13 protein-coding genes are annotated in these 16,192 nt (G+C 72.0%); 5 read left to right on the top strand and 8 right to left on the bottom strand.

Annotated features, from left to right (window positions below):
* Nucleotides 1-343: 343 nt before the first annotated feature.
* Nucleotides 344-829 carry a GNAT family N-acetyltransferase gene (locus ITX44_RS05730; protein WP_307795117.1) on the bottom strand — a complete coding sequence of 162 codons (486 nt, stop codon included), beginning with the start codon at nt 827-829 and terminating at the stop codon, nt 344-346.
* A gap of 800 nt (nt 830-1,629) precedes the next feature.
* On the opposite strand from ITX44_RS05730, the gene ITX44_RS05725 reads away from it, so the two are divergent.
* Entirely contained in the window at nt 1,630-5,043 is a 3,414-nt protein-coding gene (locus ITX44_RS05725) for a glycoside hydrolase family 3 C-terminal domain-containing protein (protein WP_205355937.1), read from the top strand.
* A 101-nt stretch (nt 5,044-5,144) separates the two neighbouring features.
* Here the strand turns inward: ITX44_RS05725 and ITX44_RS05720 are convergent, their stop codons facing one another.
* From ITX44_RS05720 to ITX44_RS05695, 6 genes are all read right to left on the bottom strand, one after another.
* Nucleotides 5,145-5,582 carry an Asp23/Gls24 family envelope stress response protein gene (locus ITX44_RS05720; RefSeq protein WP_205355936.1) on the bottom strand — a complete coding sequence of 146 codons (438 nt, stop codon included), beginning with the start codon at nt 5,580-5,582 and terminating at the stop codon, nt 5,145-5,147.
* A 214-nt stretch (nt 5,583-5,796) separates the two neighbouring features.
* Nucleotides 5,797-6,660, bottom strand: coding sequence for a DMT family transporter (locus ITX44_RS05715; protein ID WP_205356280.1), 864 nt, complete (start codon nt 6,658-6,660; stop codon nt 5,797-5,799).
* Between the two features lie 179 nt (nt 6,661-6,839).
* On the bottom strand, nt 6,840-7,670 hold the full coding sequence (locus ITX44_RS05710) for a hypothetical protein (RefSeq protein WP_236060139.1): 831 nt from the start codon (nt 7,668-7,670) through the stop codon (nt 6,840-6,842).
* On the bottom strand, nt 7,670-8,935 hold the full coding sequence (locus tag ITX44_RS05705) for a VWA domain-containing protein (RefSeq protein ID WP_205355935.1): 1,266 nt from the start codon (nt 8,933-8,935) through the stop codon (nt 7,670-7,672). Before ITX44_RS05705 ends, ITX44_RS05710 begins: the two co-directional genes overlap by 1 nt.
* 179 nt (nt 8,936-9,114) lie before the next feature.
* Nucleotides 9,115-10,476: a YncE family protein gene (locus tag ITX44_RS05700; protein ID WP_372440838.1), complete on the bottom strand. Its 1,362-nt coding sequence runs from the start codon at nt 10,474-10,476 to the stop codon at nt 9,115-9,117.
* Nucleotides 10,473-11,300: a polysaccharide deacetylase family protein gene (locus ITX44_RS05695; RefSeq protein WP_205355934.1), complete on the bottom strand. Its 828-nt coding sequence runs from the start codon at nt 11,298-11,300 to the stop codon at nt 10,473-10,475. Before ITX44_RS05695 ends, ITX44_RS05700 begins: the two co-directional genes overlap by 4 nt.
* A 467-nt stretch (nt 11,301-11,767) precedes the next feature.
* Between ITX44_RS05695 and ITX44_RS05690 the strand changes: the two genes are divergently transcribed.
* The 3 genes from ITX44_RS05690 (at nt 11,768) to ITX44_RS05680 (ending at nt 14,472) form a co-directional block, all read left to right on the top strand.
* Nucleotides 11,768-12,973 carry an MFS transporter gene (locus ITX44_RS05690; protein WP_205355933.1) on the top strand — a complete coding sequence of 402 codons (1,206 nt, stop codon included), beginning with the start codon at nt 11,768-11,770 and terminating at the stop codon, nt 12,971-12,973.
* Between the two features lie 55 nt (nt 12,974-13,028).
* Nucleotides 13,029-13,394 carry a VOC family protein gene (locus ITX44_RS05685; RefSeq protein WP_205355932.1) on the top strand — a complete coding sequence of 122 codons (366 nt, stop codon included), beginning with the start codon at nt 13,029-13,031 and terminating at the stop codon, nt 13,392-13,394.
* A 514-nt stretch (nt 13,395-13,908) separates the two neighbouring features.
* A complete protein-coding gene (locus ITX44_RS05680; protein ID WP_205355931.1) occupies nt 13,909-14,472 on the top strand; it encodes an SUKH-4 family immunity protein in 564 nt (187 codons plus the stop codon).
* Nucleotides 14,473-14,527: 55 nt separating this feature from the next.
* On the opposite strand, the gene ITX44_RS05675 is transcribed toward ITX44_RS05680, so the two are convergent.
* Complete coding sequence (locus tag ITX44_RS05675; protein WP_205355930.1) at nt 14,528-15,400, bottom strand: SDR family oxidoreductase; 873 nt, start codon at nt 15,398-15,400, stop codon at nt 14,528-14,530.
* A gap of 166 nt (nt 15,401-15,566) precedes the next feature.
* Here ITX44_RS05675 and ITX44_RS05670 point away from each other — a divergent pair, with 166 nt between their 5' ends.
* The gene (locus ITX44_RS05670) at nt 15,567-16,178 is read left to right on the top strand and encodes a TetR/AcrR family transcriptional regulator (RefSeq protein WP_205355929.1); all 612 of its coding nucleotides are present in this window, start codon (nt 15,567-15,569) and stop codon (nt 16,176-16,178) included.
* Nucleotides 16,179-16,192: the final 14 nt, after the last annotated feature.

Below are 16,192 nucleotides of genomic sequence, written 5' to 3'. Positions count from 1 at the left end.
GCCCGGCTGCTCGCGGATCTCAGTCCGGGATGCCAGGTTTCGGACGCCCTTCGGCACGGAGCACGTGCCGCTGCCCGCGGATGTCAGTCGAGGGTGCCTGCGTTTCGGACGGCGTTCAGCACGGTTGCACGCCAACTGGCCGACGGATTCCGGTGCGAGGCGCCGGGGTTCCGGACGCCCTTCGGCAAGAAGTACGCCCCCGCCGCTCGCGGATCTCAGTCCGGGGCGCCAGGGTTCCGGCGGTTCGACAAGAAGCACGCCCCACCGCCCGCGAATCTCAGCCCCAGGTGCCAGGATTCCGGACGCCGTTCAGCAAGGAGCACGTCCGCCCGGCCCGCGCATCTCAGTCCCGGGCGCCCGGGTCCCACCGCAGGGTCATCTCCGGCAGGCCCTCCATGTTGCCGCTCCCGTCGCCGCAGCCGACGACGGCGAAGCCGTGGTGGCGGTAGAAGGCCTGGGCGCCGGTGTTCTGCTGGAAGACGTGGAGGGACAGGCCGGCGGGGCTGAGGTGTTTGGCGCCGGTGAGCAGGAGGGTGCCGAGGCCTTGGCGCAGCACGTCCGGGCGGAGGTAGAGGTGGTCGAGGAGGTCGCCGTCGACGGCCGCGTAGCCGACCGGGCGGGTGCCGCGCAGGGCGACGAGGGTGTGGCAGTCCTTGAGCACGACCTCGCGGACCCACCGGGTCACCTCGTCGTGGGACCGTCTCTGCGGCGGCAGGTAGGGCATGGTCGCCGCCCGGGAGTCCATGTGGATGCGCGCGATGGCCGCCGCGTCGCCGGTCCGCGCGGGCCTGATGAGCGTCTCGTCGCCGGTCTCGTTCTCGCTGGGCATCGCACGGACGCTACAAGCGCGGCCGGACACCGGGCCACCCATTTATTTTGCGGCCGACCCTTTGTTCAAGCTCTGAAATCTCGCCGCACACGCCGGTGCAGCCGAAATCCGACGGCTCTCCGGCGCGCCCTGCACGGCTCGTGGTAAAAGCGGCGACACGGCCGGTACGCGGACCCACCGGGAGGCGCGAGCCCGGGGCCGTCACCTCCCGACGGCCCCGGATCGGCCCTTCCCGACCGTCCGGCGACCAACCGTATTCGGCCACCGCACGGCCGAATCGCCGCCGACCGGGCGCGGCGCGCCCGAGGTCACACCCCCGTACGTTTCCAGTCCGGCGCCAAAGCACACACCATGTAATGCGTCCGGGCCCAGCGCTGCCAGAGGGTCCCGTCCACCGCGACCGGGCCGGCGGCGAATCGGTCGCATTCCACGCATCCTGGGCGCGGTTTCGGACACGATCCGTGGTCGTCGAGAAGGTGGGCGGCCCAGCCGTAGAGAAAAGCGCCCGGGTTGGGAGTGGCCGGATCCCGGAACCGCGCCTCCAGGTCGGCGCACCGCGCACACCCACCCGTCTCGATGACACCGTGTCTCACGAGGCGAGCTTACGTTCCGTGGTCGGGGCGTGTGTGCGTTCGCCGAACACAGCAGGCCAGTCAGCATCGTGACTTGCGTTCAGAATATTGACGCCTCACAGGGTCGAGCGCAGACTGACGCACGTTTGCGTTCATCGGCTGAACGCGAGTCCCCCCACGCATGTGAACCCGCAGGTCCGTACGCCCATTTGGAGAACCTGTATGCGCATGGCTCGTCTCGCGGTCGCGGTGGCGGCAGCCGCCGCTCTGGCCGTGCCGGTCGCGGTACCCGGCGTCGCCGGTGCCGTCACCGGAAACGATTCCGGTGGGTCCAGACCCTGGCTGGACTCCTCCCTCCCGCTGGAGCAGCGGGTCGACCTGCTGCTGGGGCAGATGACCAACGCCGAGAAGGCGAAGCTGATGACCGCGGTGGGTGTGCCGAGCGGTTCGCACGCCACCGGCTACATACCGGGTGTCGACCGCCTGGGCGTCCCCGGGATGCAGTTCACCGACGGCCCGGGCGGCGTACGCGACGGGCAGCCCGCCACCGCGCTGCCCTCGCCGGTGTCGCTGGCCGCGTCGTTCGACCCCTCGCTCGCCAAGGGCTACGGCACCGTGATGGGCACGGAGGCCAAGTCCCGCGGCTACCAGGTCATTTACGGGCCCATGGTGAACATCGTGCGCACCCCGCTGGGCGGCCGCGACTTCGAGACCATGGGCGAGGACCCGGAGCTGGCCGGCGACATCGCCTCGGCGGAGATCCAGGGCATCCAGGCCCAGGGCGTGGCCGCCCAGGTCAAGCACTTCGCGGGCAACAACCAGGAGAACGCCCGCATGACGTCGAGTTCCAACATCGACGAGCGGACCCTGCACGAGATCTACCTGCCGGCCTTCGAGAAGGCGGTCAAGGACGGCAAGGTCTGGTCCGTGATGTGCGCGTACAACAAGGTCAACGGCACCTACGCGTGCGAGAACGCGCAGATCCTGCGGGACATCCTGATCGACACCTGGAAGTTCGACGGGGTCATCGACACCGACTACCCGGCCAACCACAGCACGGTGGCCTCCGCGCTGGCCGGCCTGGACCAGGAGTTCAGCGGCACCACCTACTTCCAGCAGCTGCCCGCCGCCGTCGCGGCCGGGCAGGTGCCGCAGTCGGTGCTGGACGACGCGGCCCGCCGCATCCTGCGGCTGGAGTTCCGCACCGGGCTGTTCGACCCGCAGACGCCGGTGACAGCCGACTTCGAGGCCGACAGCGCCTTCGCCCGCAAGGCGGCCGAAGAGGGCAGCGTGCTGCTCAAGAACGACAAGGCAACGCTGCCGCTGAACCCGGGCACGCTCAAGTCCCTCGCGGTGATCGGCCCGAACGCCGAGACCGCGGTCACCGGCGGCGGGGGCAGCTCCGCGGTGACGCCGTACAAGAAGGTCGACCCGGTCAGCGGTCTGAAGGCCCGGCTCGGCGACTCGGTGGCGGTCACCTCGGTCAAGGCGGGCGGCGCGAACATGCCGCCGATCCCGGCCTCGGCGTTCACCGGGCTCCAGGGTCAGTACTTCACGAACATGACGCTGTCCGGCACGCCGGCCCTCACCCGGGCCGACAGCGCCGTCGACTTCGACTGGGGCACCGGCGCGCCCGCCCCCGGGCTGCCCTCCGACGGCTTCTCGGTGCGCTGGACCGGCACGGTCACCGCGCCGGCCACCGGCTCGTACACCTTCGGCGCGACCAGCGACGACGGCAGCCGGATCTACCTGGACGGCAAGCTGATCGTCAACAATTGGAGCGACCACGGGCCGACCACCGTCAAGAGCACCCCGGTGCAGCTCACCGCGGGCGAGCCGCACAGCATCCGGATCGAGTACTACGAGAACGGCGGCGGCGCCTCGGTGAGCGTGGGCTGGTCCGCGCCTGGCGTGCCCGACCCGACGATCGCGGCGGCGGCGCAGGCCGCAGCCCAGTCGGACGCGGCCGTGGTGGTCGTGGGCGACTCCTCCAGCGAGGGCTCGGACCGCACCACGCTGGCGCTGCCCGGCAACGAGGACGACCTGATCCGCGCGGTCGCGGCGGCCAACCCCCGGACGATCGTGGTGGTACGGGCCGGCGCCCCGGTGCTGATGCCGTGGCTGTCGAACGTGCCGGCCGTACTGGACATGTGGTACCCGGGCCAGGAGGACGGCAACGCGCTGGCCGCGCTGCTGACCGGTGACGCGGAGCCGAGCGGCCGGCTGCCGGTCAGCTTCCCGGCGAGCGACACCCAGACCGCGGTGGCCGCCGCGCCCGGCCGCTACCCGGCCGTCAACGGCGTGTACGACTACAGCGAGAAGCTGGACGTCGGCTACCGCTGGTACCAGGACACCGACCAGACCCCGCTGTTCCCGTTCGGCTACGGCCTGTCGTACACCAGCTTCAAGCTGTCCAACCTGCGGATCGGCCCGACCGACCTGATCCAGACCGGGCACGGCACCGCGCCGGTCCACGTGCTGGTGGACGTCACCAACACCGGACAGCGCAGCGGTTCGGACGTGGTGCAGGTCTACCTCGGCCACCCGGCGGGCTCGGGCGAGCCGCCGAAGGAGCTGAAGGCGTTCGCCAAGGTCACCGTGGCCCCGGGCAGCACGAAGCAGGTGGAGCTGACGCTGCCGGCCGAGAGCTTGCGGATCTGGGACAGCAACGCCCACGACTGGACGGTCCAGGACGGGACCTACCCGGTCTACGTCGGCGAGTCGTCGGCGGACACCCCGCTGACCGGCGCGGTGACCGTGGCCAAGTCGGTGGGCGTGCAGTCCGTGGCCGTCGACGCCCCGGCGACCACTGACGCGGGCAGCACGCACACGGTGAAGACCACCTTCACCAACAACGGTGACGACAACGTGGAGAACCTGTCCCTGGGCCTGAACGTCCCGGCGGGCTGGACCGCGGTGCCGGCCGGCGCCCCCGCGCCGCGCCACATCGCCCCGCACACCTCGGTGAGCGCCGACTGGACCGTGACCGCTCCCACCGACGCGGCGCCGGGCACCGACTCACTGACCGGAACGGCCCATTACGTCCTCCAGGGCGAGCAGTCCAAGACCGCGGACGCGACGACCACAGTGCCGTACGCCTCGGTCGCCGCGGCGTTCAACAACGCCGGCATCAGCGCGGACAGCGACCCGTCGACCGGCAAGCTCGACCCGGGCGGCTACAGCCTGTCCGCGACGCAACTGGCCGCGGTCGGCTACACGCCGGGCGCGACCGTGACGGCCGGCGGGCTGTCGTACCAGTGGCCGAACACCCAGCCGGGCCAGCCGGACAACGTGGCCGCGAACGGCCAGGTGATCCGGATCGGCGCGCAGGGCTCGAAGATCGGGCTGCTGGGCACCGGGATCAGCTCGGCGCACTCGGCGACGGTCCAGGTCACGTACACCGACGGGACCAGCGCGCAGATCGCGGTGGACTTCCCCGACTGGTACAGCAACAAGGCCAGCGGCAACTCGCAGCTCGCGGTGACCACCGCGAACTGGAACCGGCCGCCGACCGACACGCTCGGCAACCACGCGGTGAGCCTGTACACCACGGGCGGCGCGCTCGACCCGTCCAGGACGGTGGCGACCGTGACGCTGCCGGCGGACACCGGGATCCACGTGTTCGCGATCTCGGTGGGCTGAGCCCCCGTGCGGGCCGGCGGGCCGACACCCGCCGGCCCGTCCTGACCTCCACGCCGTTCCGCCCCCCGCCGCCTGTGCGGTCGGGCGGGGCGGCGCGGTCGTCACCGCACCCGGACCTCTTCCTCGCCCTCCTCGGACTCGCCGGGGATGTTGACGTCCCGCACGTTGATGTTGATCTCGACGACCTCCAGGCCGGTCATGCGCTCGATGGCGCTGGCGACCCGGTTGCGGATCTCGGTGGCGGCCTCGGAGATGTGGGTGCCGTAGACCACGACGATGTCCAGGTCGATGGCGGCCTGCTTCTCGCCGACCTCGGCCTTGACACCGCGGGTGGGATCGCTGGTGCGGGCGACGCGGTCGCGTACCGCGCCCATGGCGCGGGCGGCGCCGCCCCCCATCGTGTGGACCCCTTCGACCTCGCGCGTGGCGATGCCGGCGATGGTGGCCACCACCGAGTCCGCGATGGTGGTCTTCCCCGCGATGTCCTTCCCCCTGCTGGTCGAGACGGCGGCGTTCGGGCGCGCGGCGGTGGTGGTCATGGGACACCCCTTCGCTTTCGCTGGAGTTCGCTGTGTTGGCTGCGTTCACTGGGTTCGCTGCGTTCGCTGCTGGATTCACTGCGTTCGCTGGGATTCGCTTGTGGGCCGGCCCCGCATTTCACTCTGCCGCCGGTGGCGCCCGGCCGCCACTTCAGCCCTGTGACGGCTGCATGGCGCGGTGCTCCGACCGCGCCGGGTGAGCGGGGACGGCGGGTCAGCCGGCGATTTCGCGGATCAGCGGGATGGCCCGGGACAGGTAGACGGTACTGAGGGTGATCAGGGCCAGGGCCGCGAGTTCGGGCAGGACCCACCAGCCGGTGCGGATGTGCTCGCCGTACAGGCCGACGCCCAGGCACACGCTGATCAGGGCGTCGCCCAGGGTGAGGGCGGGCTGGGAGGCGGCGATGGGCCCGGCCTGAAGGGCGTTCTCCAGCAGGAAGACCGCGGAGATCCCGCAGACGGCGAAGCCGTACGTCTGCCAGGCGGTGAGGAAGGCGCTGCCGCCGTGCTCGGAGAAGGTGTTCGCGGCCGACTTCATCAGGGCCGCGGTCAGGGCGTTGGCGACGGCCGCGGCGGTGCCGAGCAGGGCGGCGCGCGGGGCGCCGGAGCGGCGGTGCAGCGCGAGGAACACGGCGGTCGCGACGATGCCACCGCAGACCACCACCGCCGGGATCCAGCGGGCCATCGCCGCCTGCTTGGCGCCGCCGCTGGGCGCGGCACTCGCCAGGGCGACGGCCAGCCCCACCACCATGCCGCCCACCGCGATCCACCCGGAGGGCGGCAGCTTGCGGCGGAGCACCGGCATGGCGATCAGCAGGGCGAAGGGCAGCTCGAGGATGAACACCGGCTGGGCCAGCGCGAGCGGCCCGGTGACCAGCGCGAGTGCCTGGAACAGCGCGGCGCCGATCACCCCGCAGATGCCGAGTAGCCACACCGGCTGCCGGACCATGTCCACCAGCAGCCGCGGTCGCAGCGCGTCCTCCGGCGGCACGGCGAGCGCCGCCTTGCGCTGGAGCACAGTGCCGGTCGCGTTGCTGGCGGCGCCCAGCAACGCGAACAGGACACTCAGCACCACCAGCAGTGTGGGCCTCCCGCGGCCTTCGTCCCGGACACCCGCCCGGAACGGATCTCGTGCTGCCCAGCATGGCGCCCCTGCCCCTCCCCCGCGAAACCGGACATGCCGCGGCCCGCCCGGTGGGGTCGGGCGGGCCGCGGTGGGAGGGGGTTCCGGGTCGGACCCGGCGGGTGGGGGCGAGGTCAGCTCGTCCAGCCGGCCGGTTCACGGGGGCTGTCCGGGACGTCGCTGCGGTAGCCGGCGCCGCCGCGGGTGACCGGGCCGCGGGCCAGGCGGTGGGCACCGACGGCGAACAGGGCGGCGAGCAGTCCGCCGCCGCCGGTCCACAGCCAGCGCGGCGACCACCAGGTGCCGGCCCAGCCGCCGGAGGGGGCGACCGCGGGGCCGTTCGCCGACACCACGGGGGCCACCGAGCCGTCCACGGCCTGGCTGCCGGCCGTGCCGTCGGAGGTCACCTGGACCGAGGCGGCCACCGGCAGGCCGAGGTCGGCCGGGGGCAGGCTCAGGTCGGTCAGCCGCACGTAGTAGGCCCCGCGCAGCGGATCGTTGGACCACGGCTCGGCCCAGGAGCGGATGGCGCGCAGGTGGCAGGTGAGGGCGACCGACGTGGCATCGGCCGCGGCGGTACGGGTCTGCGAACCGTAACGGCACGCCTGGCGGCGGCGCAGCCCGTCGTAGACGTCGACCTGCCAGGTGGAGGCGCCGTGCCGGGGCGTGGCGGCCGGGAAGGTCACGGTGGCGTTCACGGTGACGTGCTGTCCGGTGTCGGCCGGGAACGTCCAGTACAGGTAGTCACCGGCCGAGGCGCTGGCCGTACCCGTCTGGCCCTGGCGCAGCACCGTGGCGTTGAGGAAGTTCGTGCCGGCCTCGTTCGGCGGCGTGTCGCTGCCGCCGGCGCTCGCCGAGGCGCTGGGGGTGGCGCTCGGGTCGTCCGCGGCGGCGGGCCCGGCCAGCGCGAGCAGGGCCGCGGCTCCGGCCGCCGCGGCGGCGGACAGCAGGCGGGGGATGCGCATCAGCGGGTCCTTCCGGTGTTCAGGCTCCAGCGGGCGATCCAGCCGGTGATCAGGCCGGCCACCACTCCGGTGAGAGCGAGCAGGCCGAGCAGCCACCAGCCGCGGCCGAGCCCGAAGAAGGCGACGTCGGAGGGCTGGTCGGGGCCGTGCACCAGGTCGATGGACAGCTCCACCGGCAGGCCCGGGACGACCTTGACCGAGGCGGGCGCGGAGAAGGAGTTGCCGACCTCCAGGCACACCGTCTCGGCCGGCGTGCCGGAGTCCGCGTGCGGCTTGGGGTAGCGGATGCCGGCCGACACGGCGTCGGTGCGGCCGGTGCCGGCCTCGTCGTCCCGTACGATCTCGCGTCCGCGCTGGGTGACGCCGCGCAGCAGGACACCGTAGTTCGCGTTGACCACCCGGTCGTCGGAGACGCTGGCCGAGGCGCGCAGTTCCTGGCCCGGCTGCACCTCGACGCGGTACCAGCGACTGGTGGCGAAGGTCTCGCGGTCGGTGTAGATGCCCTGCTTGAGCAGCGGGGCGTCCGCGCAGGACGGCGAGCCCTCGGTGGCCACCGGGGTGACCACGGGGGCGGTGCTGCGGTGGACGAGCTGTTTGACCTTGGTGGTGAGCTGCTGGCGGTGCTCGACGCTGGTGTACGTGCCGCCGGTCGCCTCGGCGATGCAGCTGAGCTGATTGCGGGTGGAGGCGTCGGGGATCAGGCCGAGGGTGTCGATGACCAGGTGGATGCCGCGGGCGGCGATGTCCCGGGCGACGTCGCACGGGTTGAGCGGGGCGCAGGTGTCCTCGCCGTCGGTGATGAGGACCATGCGCCGGGTCCCGTTGCCGCCCTTGAGGTCGTCGGCGGCCTTCAGCAGCGCGGGGCCGATCGGGGTCCAGCCGGTGGGCACCAGGGTGGCCACGGCGGTCTTGGCGTCGGTACGGTCCAGCGGACCGACCGGGTACAGCAGGCGGGTGTCCTTGCAGCCGGTCTTGCGGTCCGGTCCGGGGTAGTCGGCGCCCAGTGTGCGTATGCCGAGGTCGACGCCCTGCGGGACGGAGTCGAGCACGTCGTCGAAGGCCTGCTTGGCGGCCGACATCCGGGATTCCCCGTCGATGTCGCGGGCCCGCATCGAGCCGCTCACGTCGAGGACGAGTTCCACCTTGGGGGTCGGCTGCGGGGTGGCCGGCTCGTCCGCCGCGGCCTGCGCGGGCACCAGGCCGCAGGCGAGTACGGCGAACAGCCCGCCTGCCGCTCCCGCGGTCAACAGCTTTCTGAAGATCATCGGCGGATCGTATTGAAGGTCGTGCCGAATCACGAAAGTCGGCTGGTCAACGGGCTGGCGGTGGAGGCGGGCTGACGGCCGTTCGCACAACTGTCGGGGTCGGCGGTCGGGGTCATGGCCGGCGGCCGGCGGTCCTCGTCAGTGGTCGGCGGTCCTCATCAGTGACGAGTGGTGACCGGTCATCGGAAGACGCCGGTGTGGCCGAGGGAGTAGCGGCCGGGCTGCGGGTAGACGCACAGCCCGTGCGGGCCGTGGCCCACCTTGATCCGGGCCAGCAGCCGGCCGTTGCGCGTGTCGATCGCGTAGACCTCGGAGTTGTAGCGGCCGGACAGCCACAGCACCTTGCCGTCCGCGGACACCCCGCCCATGTCGGGGCTGCCGCCGTGTGGGATGTGCCACTTGCCGACCAGCTTCCCCGTCGCGAAGTCCAGCAGGGAGATCGACCCCTCGCCGCGGTTGGTCACGTACAGCAGCCGCGAGTCCCGGCTGACGTACAGGCCGTGCGCGCCGGCGCCGGTGTGCAGCAGGCGCGGGCGGCCGAAGGTGTCGCCGTTCAGCTCCCACAGGCCGCCCGCGGTCATGTCGGCGACGTACCAGGTGCGGCCGTCCGGGGAGATCTTGACGTCCTGCGGCATGGAACCGGGGTACGGCAGCTTCTGGCGGGCCACGATCGCCATCCGGGCCGTGTCGACCTTCAGCAGGTCGCCGGAGAACTCGCAGCTCACGATGAAGTAGCGTCCGTCCGGCGAGAAGTCGGCGTGGTTGACGCCGTTGCAGCCGGCCGGGACGGTCTTGACCACCCGCATGGTGTGGGCGTCGCGGAACACCAGCTGCCGGTCCTGCGAGGCCATCACCACCGCGTACTTCCCGTCCGGCGTGAAGTAGAGGTTGTACGGGTCGTGCACCGGGACCGGGCGGCCCGCCCTGCCGGTGGCCGGGTCGATCGGGGTGAGGCTGTTGCCGAGGTCGTTGTTGACCCACAGCGTCTTCAGGTCCCAGGACGGCACCACGTGCTGCGGCTCGTGGCCGACGTGCAGGGTGGAGATCACCTTGTACGTCTTCGGGTCGATCACGGTGACCGTGTCCGACAGGGTGTTGGGCACGTAGATCCGGGACGGGAAGCCGCGTACCACCGGGGACAGGGCGCCCGGCCGGTCCGCCGCGTACAGGTCGTGCGGGTTCAGCGGCGGCGGCATGCCGGGCAGCAGGTCCGGCGCGGCGTCCAGGCCGGCCGTGGCCGTGGCGGTGGCGGTGGCGGTGGCGGTCGGCGTACGGGTGGGAGCGGGGGCGACGGTGGCCGCGGAGGCGTGTCCGCCGATGGGGCCCTTGCAGGCGGCGGGCGCGAGCATCGCGCAGGCGGCGAGCAGTACGGCCGCGTACGGGCGGCGGGGGCGGTGCGCGGGGCGGGCGGGATCGGGGCCGGCGGGGGCGGCGGGTGCGGGGGCGGGGTGTCGTACGGACGTGGCGGAACGGGCCGGTGCGGTGTGTCGTACGGGCGCCGTGGGAGGGACGGGGGCGGTGCGGTGGGTGGTTCTGTTCATGACCGGAGCAGCTCCGTGGCGGTGACGGCGCGCAGTCCGCGCCGGTGGAGTCCGTCGAGGATGCCGGGGAGGGCGGACAGTGTCCCCGGGTGGCCCAGGTGCATGCTCACCACGGAGCCCGGGCGGGCCGCCGCGAGCACCGTGCGGCGTACCGCCGCGGGGCCGGGATCGGTGTAGTCCAGCGAGTCCACGTCGTAGGACAGGCAGTGCCGGTAGCCGGCCCGGTGCGCCTCGCGCCGCACCAGCGGGGTGGCCAGCGCGGCCTGCGAGGGGCGGAACCAGGTGCCGATCGACCCGGTGAGCCGGCTCAGCCGCCGGGCACAGTCCTCGATCTCTTGGTACGCCCCGGCCGCGTCCATCGCCGAGATGTCGGTGTGGTGCTGGGTGTGGTTGCCCAGGTCGTGGCCGCCGGCGACGATCCGCCGGGCCATCTGCGGATAGGCGTCGAGCCAGGTGCCGACGGCCAGTACGGTCAGCCGGGCGCCGGTGTCCTCGGCGGTGGCCAGTACCTCTTGGGCCAGGGCGGGGTCGCCCTGGCCGTGGAAGGTCAGGGCGACCATCGGGCGGTTGCGGGGGCCGTTGCGGATCTGCTCGGGCAGGTTCGGCGCGAGCCCGGGCACGCCCGGGGTGGCGGCGGTGGACGCGGGAGCCGGGGTGGCCGGGCCGGTGGGGCGGCCGGTGGTGGGCGTGGCCGTACCGGCGGTACCGGTACGTGCCGAGGAGCCGGTACCGCCGCCGGAGCACGCGGCGAGGACGGAGCCGACCGCGCCGGCAGCGGCGGCTCGGGACAGGTTCCGCAGCAGGCTGCGGCGTTCGACCGTCATGGCAGGGACCTTCACGCATTGCCGTGCCCGGCCGGAGTTCCCGGCCGGGTGCGGCCGGGCGCCTCCTGAACACCGGAGGCGCGACCCGGCCCGCACCTCACAGCGTCTGTCCCCGCGATGCGCGCGTACGCCGAAGTCCGGCGCACCGTCGCGGAATCGGCGGCGACCGTCCACGGCTCCGGCGAGGGCTCCGCCGATGGATCCGCCCCGATGGTCCGCCGATGGAGAACCGGTCCGCACCGTGTTGGACATTCGTGTTGGACATCGCCGACCCCGGCGGTGAGAATGTGCACGATTCACAGCCATCAACAGCTCATCAGGATTTCTGCCCGGTGACGGAGTCGGTGCGGGGCGCGTGTCCCCTCTCCGCGCAAGCACTGGACGGTTCCAGGCGGCGACCACGGGTCGGTATTCGGGCACCGACGACCCAGGTGGGCCGCCCCGCCGGGCAGCGAAAAGGACTCGCCGTGTCGTCGGCGAACTACCGTGCCCTGCTGCGTACCCCGGGCGCCGCTGCCTTCTTCCTGCCCGCATCGCTCGGACGCGTCGGCGTCGCGATGACCGGCATCGCCATCGTCTGGCTCGTGCACAGCCACACCGGCACCTTCGCCGCGGCCGGCCTGGTCAGCGGCGCCTTCGCGGTGACCGACGCGCTCGTGGCGCCCCAACAGGCCCGGCTCGTGGACCGGTTCGGGCAGACCCGGGTCCTGCCGCCCGCACTCCTCCTCCACGCCGTCGCGGTGGCCGTCCTCCTGTCCCTGGTCGTCGCCGATGCCCCCGACGCCCTCCTGGCCCTGGGCGGTGCGCTGGTCGGGGCCAGCGTGCCTCAACTCGGCGCGATGTCGGCGGCACGCTGGGCGGCGCTGCTGCGTACCGGCCGGGCGGCGCAACTGCCCACCGCTTTCGCGCTGGAGTCCATCGGCAACGCGGTGGGCTACCTCCTGGGCCCGACGCTGGTCAGCGCACTCGCCGCAGCCGGGCATCCCGTGGCCGGCACGGTGCTGGCCGCCTCCTTGACGGTGGCCGGCGGCCTGCTCTTCGCGGCGCAGCGCGGCACCGCGCCCCCGCCGGCGGTCGAGAGCGCCGCCCACGCCCGTGCGGACCGGTCGTTGCTGCGCGGGGCGGTCTTCGTACTGATGGGCCTCAATCTCGCCATCGGCGTCTTCTTCGGTGCCATGCAGGTGTCGGTGACCGCCTTCGTCGTCGCGCACGGCGCACCGGGCGCCGCGGCGCCGGTCTTCGCCGTCTCCAACTGCGGTGGGCTGCTGGCCGGATGGCTGTACGGGCTGCGCCGGTGGCGTGCCTCTCCCCCGGCGCAACTGCTGGCGGTGACCGGTGCGCTGACGCTCGGCAGTCTGCTGTTGCTCACGGTCCGCTCACCGTTCGGGCTCGGACTGGTCGTCGTACTCACCGGTGCCACGATCCCGCCCCTTCTGGCGCTCTTCTCCGTGCTCACCGAGTCGGCCGTCCACCCCACCGTCCTCACCCAGGCGTTCTCCTGGCTCGGCTCCGCCGGCGCGGCGGGCTCGGCCGCCGCTGCAGCGGTCTCCGGCTGGGTGATCGACTCCCTCGGCCCACGCGGCGGCTTCGCACTCACCGCCGCGGCCGCCGCCGCGATGACCCTCCAGAGCCTCGCCGCCCTGCGCCTGCTCCAACATCGTGGCCGGCGATGAGTTTCCCCGCCTGCCTCCGTCCTATCTGGCGAACACCAAAGAAGCGGAGGCAAATATGAGCAGGACCACCCACATCACCCATGTGGCCACGATCGGGATCCGAGTCACCGACCAACAGAAGGCAATCGACTTCTACGTCGGTGAACTCGGCTTCGAAATACGCCGGGACGTCCCCTTCGGCGACAAGCGCTGGATCGAGGTGGCCCCACCCGGAGCAACGACGACTGTCGCACTCGTCCCCGAAGGAATCCCGCTCGGCATCCGCCTCACAACCCGCGATGCCGACGCCGACCACGAGGCCCTGCGCGCCCACGGCGTCGACACGGATGCGGAAGTCGTACGGATGGGCCCCGCGGTGCCCCCCATGTTCGCCGTGCGCGACCCGGACGGCAACAACCTCATCCTCATCGAAGGCTCCTGACAGGCGGCATCCGTCTGCCTGGAGAAGCGGGTTGCTACCGACGTTCGCAACGCTGAAGTTCCGTCCGTGATTGAGTCCGACTGGTCCGAAGAGGACGAGGAGAACAACCTCAGCCAGGCGGAACAAGTCTTTCTGGCACATCTTCGCGCGCTGCCAGTGCGTGGCCCCGCGAGCCCGTCCGGTGGAGCGGCGCGAGTGGTGGTCCCGCGACGGACTTACGTACGACTACGTCTTCTCAGACACCGGGACCGGGCTTGTCTGCGGCGGGGCGGCGGGCCCTGAAATGTTCCGCCCCCCGCCGGATCGCATCATTCACGCCCGCGGGAAATCCCCTCACACGGCGGACTGAGGCACCACGGCTCACACGGGCAGCGGACTTCCGACCCAGCGGAGGCCCAGCCGTGGAAGTAGCTCACGCCGTGGGTGCGGTGACAGGTCGCGGGGAGTCGTTCGGGCCGGACCACGCGCACAGGATGCGGATCGGATCGGTGTCAGCAGATAGCCGAGGAGTTCAGTGACGCTCTTTTACGAGGACCTGGCGTACGAAGATCTGTGCGACTGGGCGGGAGAGGAGCACGTGGAACGTGCCGACCCGGACGGTGTCCGTGACTGGGACCTGCCCGACGCGGACAAGGCAGTCCTTACGAGGGTGGGCGTGCCGCACCTCGACCGCCTCGTTTCGCGTACGTATCTGCGCGACGGCAGCTGTCCGATGATCCGGACGGACAGCGGCGGCCTACTTTATCCCCTGGCCGAGTTTCGGCACCCCCGCTTCCCCGACAGGGCCTGGGGTCTCTTCGGAGCGGAGCCTGGGACCGGGGTCGTCCATCACGTCGGAGCCGACGGGGTATCCCGCCGCGCGAACTCCTCCGTAGTCCTGTGGGTGCAGTGTCTGCACCACTGCGGGATCCGAACAGATTCCAGCGACGTCCTGCTCAACCCCGACCGGCGCGAGGAGGAGGACGTACTGACCGAACTGCAACGCCTCAAGGGTGAACTGGGCGAATTCGACCCGGCCGCAATCGGCGACTCCAACGACGGACTGTGGGCCGTCCATTTGGATCGCTGGCTCTGGTAGAAAGCGGCCGCCGCTCGTACGGCCGGGTCGTGGTCTCGCCTGGGTGCGGGGGCGGTCAGATGAAGTAGTGGCCCTGTTCGATGTCCTCGATCAGGCCGGGGTGGGTGGGCTTCCAGCCCAGGAGGTCTTGGGTGATGGTGCTGGAGGCGGGTGCGTCGGTGGTGAGCAGGGGCACGTGGATGCCCTCGTATTCTCCGGCGGGCAGGGAGCGGGCGGGCAGGTTCAGGTGTCGGCCGATGGTCTCGGCGATCTCGCGGACGGGTACGCCTTCGTCGCCGACGGCGTTGAGCACCGCGCCGGCGGGAGCCTGCTCGACGGCGAGCCGGTAAAGAGTCGCGGCGTCCTTCACGTGGACGGCGGGCCAGCGGCTCGTCCCGTCGCCGATGTAGCCGGAGACGCCCTTGGCCCGGGCCATGGCGATGAGCTGGGGGACGAAGCCGTGACGTTCTCCCCGGCCGTGTACCGAGCGGGGCAGCATGACCAGGCAGGAGCGGACGCCGTTGTCCGCGGCCGCGAGGGCGGCGCGCATGGTGGTGATGCGGGCCGCGACGGGTCCGGCGGCGATGAGTTCGTCGCGTTCGGTCGAGGGCCGGCCGGGCGTGACCATGGTTGCGCCGGAGATCACCAGGGGCTTGCCAGAGCCGGCGAGTCCGGTGGCGAACGTCTCGATGGCCCTGGCATCGGTCTGCGTCGCCTGCGTGCCGCGCTCGAAGGCCAGGTGGATGACGCCGTCGCTGTCGAGGGCCCCGGCGCGCAGGGTGGCGGTGTCGTTCAGGTCGCCGCGCAGCACTTGGGCGCCCATGTCGGCGACTGCTGCGGCGGAGGCGTCCGAGCGGGCCAGCCCGAGGACCTGGTGGCCGGCGCCGATGAGTTCGGGGACGACGGCCGAGCCGATCCAGCCGGAGGCGCCGGTGACGAAGATTCGCATGAAAGGTCTCCCTGGTCGCGGTTCAAGTGAGGAAGATGCGCGGCGCAGTCGCCGCGGCCGGAAGGCCGATGCGATCCGGTCGCATCAACCCTAACCCACATATGCGACTGCGTCGCATCGCCCGCCGAAGGTGATGCGATTCGGTCGCCTCGCTTATGCTGTGCCGGTGAGCAGATGGGCACCGGACGCGCGCAAGCGCCTGGAGACCGCAGCGCTGGACCTCTTCGTGGAGAACGGGTACGAGGAAACGACCGTCGCGCAGATCGCGGATCGCGCCGGTTTGAACCGCGCCACGTTCTTCCGGCACTTCGCCGACAAGCGGGAGGTCCTGTTCGGCGGGGAGGACGTGCTGGCCGAGTTGTTCGCCGACGCCATCCGGTCCGCCTCTGCGGATGCGACGCTCACCGAGTACCTGCAGGCGGCGTTCGCGGCCGCCGAGCCCGCGATGACCCCGCAGCGGCGGGCCGAGGCCGCCAAGCGTGTACTGGTCGTCGCGGCGAACAGCGAACTGCAGGAGCGGGGACTGCTCAAGCACGCCCGGATCGCCCGGTCGATCAGCGCCGCCCTGCGCGAACGGGGCACGGACGAGCTGACCGCCCGACTGGGGGCGGAAGTGGGGATGCTCGCCTTCAGGGTCGCCGTTGAGCGCTGGATGACGGCGGACCAGGACGAACCGTTCCCGCTCCATGCCGCAGCGGCCTTGAGCGACCTGCGGGTGCGCGCTGCCGAACTCGACTCCGCGCCCCGCCCTCAGCCTGACGTGGGTTCAGCGAAGTAGGCCGTCTCAGCGGG

Origin of the sequence: Actinacidiphila acididurans, assembly GCF_016918855.1 — a bacterium.
Classification (GTDB): Bacteria; Actinomycetota; Actinomycetes; order Streptomycetales; family Streptomycetaceae; genus Actinacidiphila; species Actinacidiphila acididurans.
The sequence above is the reverse complement of the archived record's forward strand: the minus strand, read 5'-3'. Positions and strand labels throughout refer to the sequence as shown.